This window comes from Achromobacter sp. GbtcB20, from assembly GCF_019091095.1.
In the GTDB taxonomy this organism is placed as follows: domain Bacteria; phylum Pseudomonadota; class Gammaproteobacteria; order Burkholderiales; family Burkholderiaceae_B; genus Achromobacter; species Achromobacter mucicolens.
This window is the reverse complement of record NZ_JAGXJZ010000896.1, coordinates 1-236: the sequence shown is the minus strand read 5'-3', so window position 1 is coordinate 236 and position 236 is coordinate 1. Positions and strand designations below refer to the sequence as shown.

Annotated in this window: 1 pseudogene; it reads right to left on the bottom strand. The window is 62.3% G+C overall.

Annotated features, from left to right (window positions below):
* Positions 1-234: pseudogene (locus tag KVT32_RS31555) on the bottom strand (phosphate acyltransferase); the annotation flags it as partial.
* Between the last annotated feature and the right edge of the window lie 2 nt (positions 235-236).

Sequence of the window (236 nt, the reverse complement as noted above, 5' to 3'; positions counted from 1 at the left end):
CTTCTTGCGGCGCAGGGCCACCTCGACCGGATCCTCCATCGCCACCACTTCGGAGGCGTGCTCCACGGTCAGGCGCGGGTTCGCGTCGGCGTTGTGTTTCTTCAGTTCCGCGCGCAGCACGTCTTCGAGGCCAACCAAGATCAGTTCGGCTTCGGGCTGGTGTTTCAGGAACGACAGGGCTGCAGGGATCGTAACGGAGGGACCGTGGTCTCCGCCCATACAGTCGATGGAAATTA